Origin of the sequence: Moorena sp. SIO4G3 (assembly GCF_010692305.1) — a bacterium.
GTDB lineage: Bacteria > Cyanobacteriota > Cyanobacteriia > Cyanobacteriales > Coleofasciculaceae > Moorena > Moorena producens_A.
Genome location: NZ_JAAHIG010000697.1, coordinates 1 through 1,880 on the forward strand (window position 1 = coordinate 1; position 1,880 = coordinate 1,880).

Annotated in this window: 2 protein-coding genes; both read left to right on the forward strand. The window is 43.1% G+C overall.

Going from position 1 to position 1,880, the window contains the following annotated elements; translation table 11 throughout:
* Positions 1–129: 129 nt before the first annotated feature.
* Entirely contained in the window at positions 130–687 is a 558-nt protein-coding gene (locus F6J99_RS44700; protein ID WP_293123799.1) for a Uma2 family endonuclease, read from the forward strand.
* 605 nt (positions 688–1,292) lie between these two features.
* Positions 1,293–1,466 carry a hypothetical protein gene (locus tag F6J99_RS44705; RefSeq protein WP_293123802.1) on the forward strand — a complete coding sequence of 58 codons (174 nt, stop codon included), beginning with the start codon at positions 1,293–1,295 and terminating at the stop codon, positions 1,464–1,466.
* Positions 1,467–1,880: the final 414 nt, after the last annotated feature.

Below are 1,880 nucleotides of genomic sequence, written 5' to 3' on the forward strand. Positions count from 1 at the left end.
TGGTCGGCATCTACACCTCGGGCACGGTCGCCACCGGATTCGCCAATTCGCTCGGCCAGCGCAACTGGTTCGAGTCGTCGACGCTCGGCCTTTATTCTATACTAATAGAGTCACTATCTTGAACCCATCATGATTGCTGATAAAAGCCCCAATTACATTTCCCAAGAAGACTATCTATCTCAAGAAGAAGAAAGTCCCATCAAACACGAGTATAGTGATGGAGAAATCTATGCCATGGCTGGAGCCAGTGATGCTCATGTTACTATTGCCGGTAACTTATTTGCACTGTTAAGAAATCATGTAAGAGGCACTGGTTGTCGGGTTTATATGGCAGATATGAAAGCGTATGTTGAATCAGCAAATAGTTATTACTATCCTGATGTTATGGTGACTTGCGATGCCAGAGATAGAGAATTGAAAAATTATAAAAAATATCCTTGTTTAATTGTCGAAGTCTTATCTCCCAAAACTGAAGCCTTTGACCGGGGTAACAAATTTTATGACTATCAAAAATTAGACACATTGGTCGAATATGTCCTAATTAGCCAAGACCATCAGCGCCTAGACTGCTTTCGCCGTAATGCCCAGGGAATTTGGACATTACAATTTTATGATCCAGGTAGTGAGATTGATTTAGAAAGTGTGGATTTTCGTACTAGTATTGAGGCTTTGTATGAAGATGTATAGGGTTTTTAAATTAGGTGAGGTAAATTTTTTTAGGGAACATGGAACAGGGAACACGGAACAGATAAGAGGCAAGAGGCAAGAGGCAAGAGGGTGAAAATTATTTGTACTTCATTAGAATAGAAACCGCTATAACTTTTACAAAATGATTAAATGCCCAAGAAAATTATAGAACTCAAATCAATGCTAAAACAAGCTAGTTTCTCTTATGGTTCAGTACAAAATTGATAATCGTAGGGTGGGCAGTGCCTAGTAATGCGATCGCTAGCTAATTTTTTCGTTGGTGGGCAGTGCCTAGTAATGCGATCGCTAGCTAATTTTTTCGTTGGTGGGCAGTGCCTAGTAATGCGATCACTAACTGTTATTATTGGTTTCAAGCACTGCCCACCCTACCTAACTATGACATTAAATAAAGACCAAATTATTAGGTAATATTTAACTGCTAATCTCACCAAAAAAAAAACGAATTTTTACACATAATTGAGTATAAAAGTTGCACAATAAAATATTTGTAAATAAATGTAAAAAAAATATTTTTTACTTGCATTTTTCCGATTATTTATGTATAGTATAAAAGGTGACGACTGAAACTAATAACCGCGCTGGATATGCCTCTTAACCATCCCCAGCGCGGCTTTCCTCCCAACCAAGTAGGAGCTACTTCCATAATGGCACCAAAAAATCACCATTATCTCTGTGGAATGGGCATCTGGTGGAATGGGCATCTTGCCCGTGACCATGATGGGCATCTGGTGGAATGGGCATCTTGCCCGTGGCCTTGATGGGCATCTGGTGGAATGGGCATCTTGCCCGTGGCCTTGATGGGCATCTGGTGGAATGGGCATCTTGCCCGTGACCATGATGGGCATCTGGTGGAATGGGCATCTTGCCCGTGACCATTATTTCCGGGCGGGCTGTCCCAACCAGGCGCGAAGAGGCGGAAAATCAGGGCAACCCTTGTGGTGGTGCGTTACGGGGCTACTGGCTACGACGTTGAATATGATGACAAGGCGCGCCCCTAACACCTCATAAGGGTAGGTTTTTTACAAAGACCTCAGGTGTGGGGTGTGGGGTGACCGGGTGTGGGGTGTGGGGGTACAGACAAGCGATGCAGCGCCGCTTTTTCGTTGTTTTCCTTTTCCTCTCCTTCTGGGTCGCCCGATGTTTGACCTTAATGTAAAAAACCTACCCCTGTG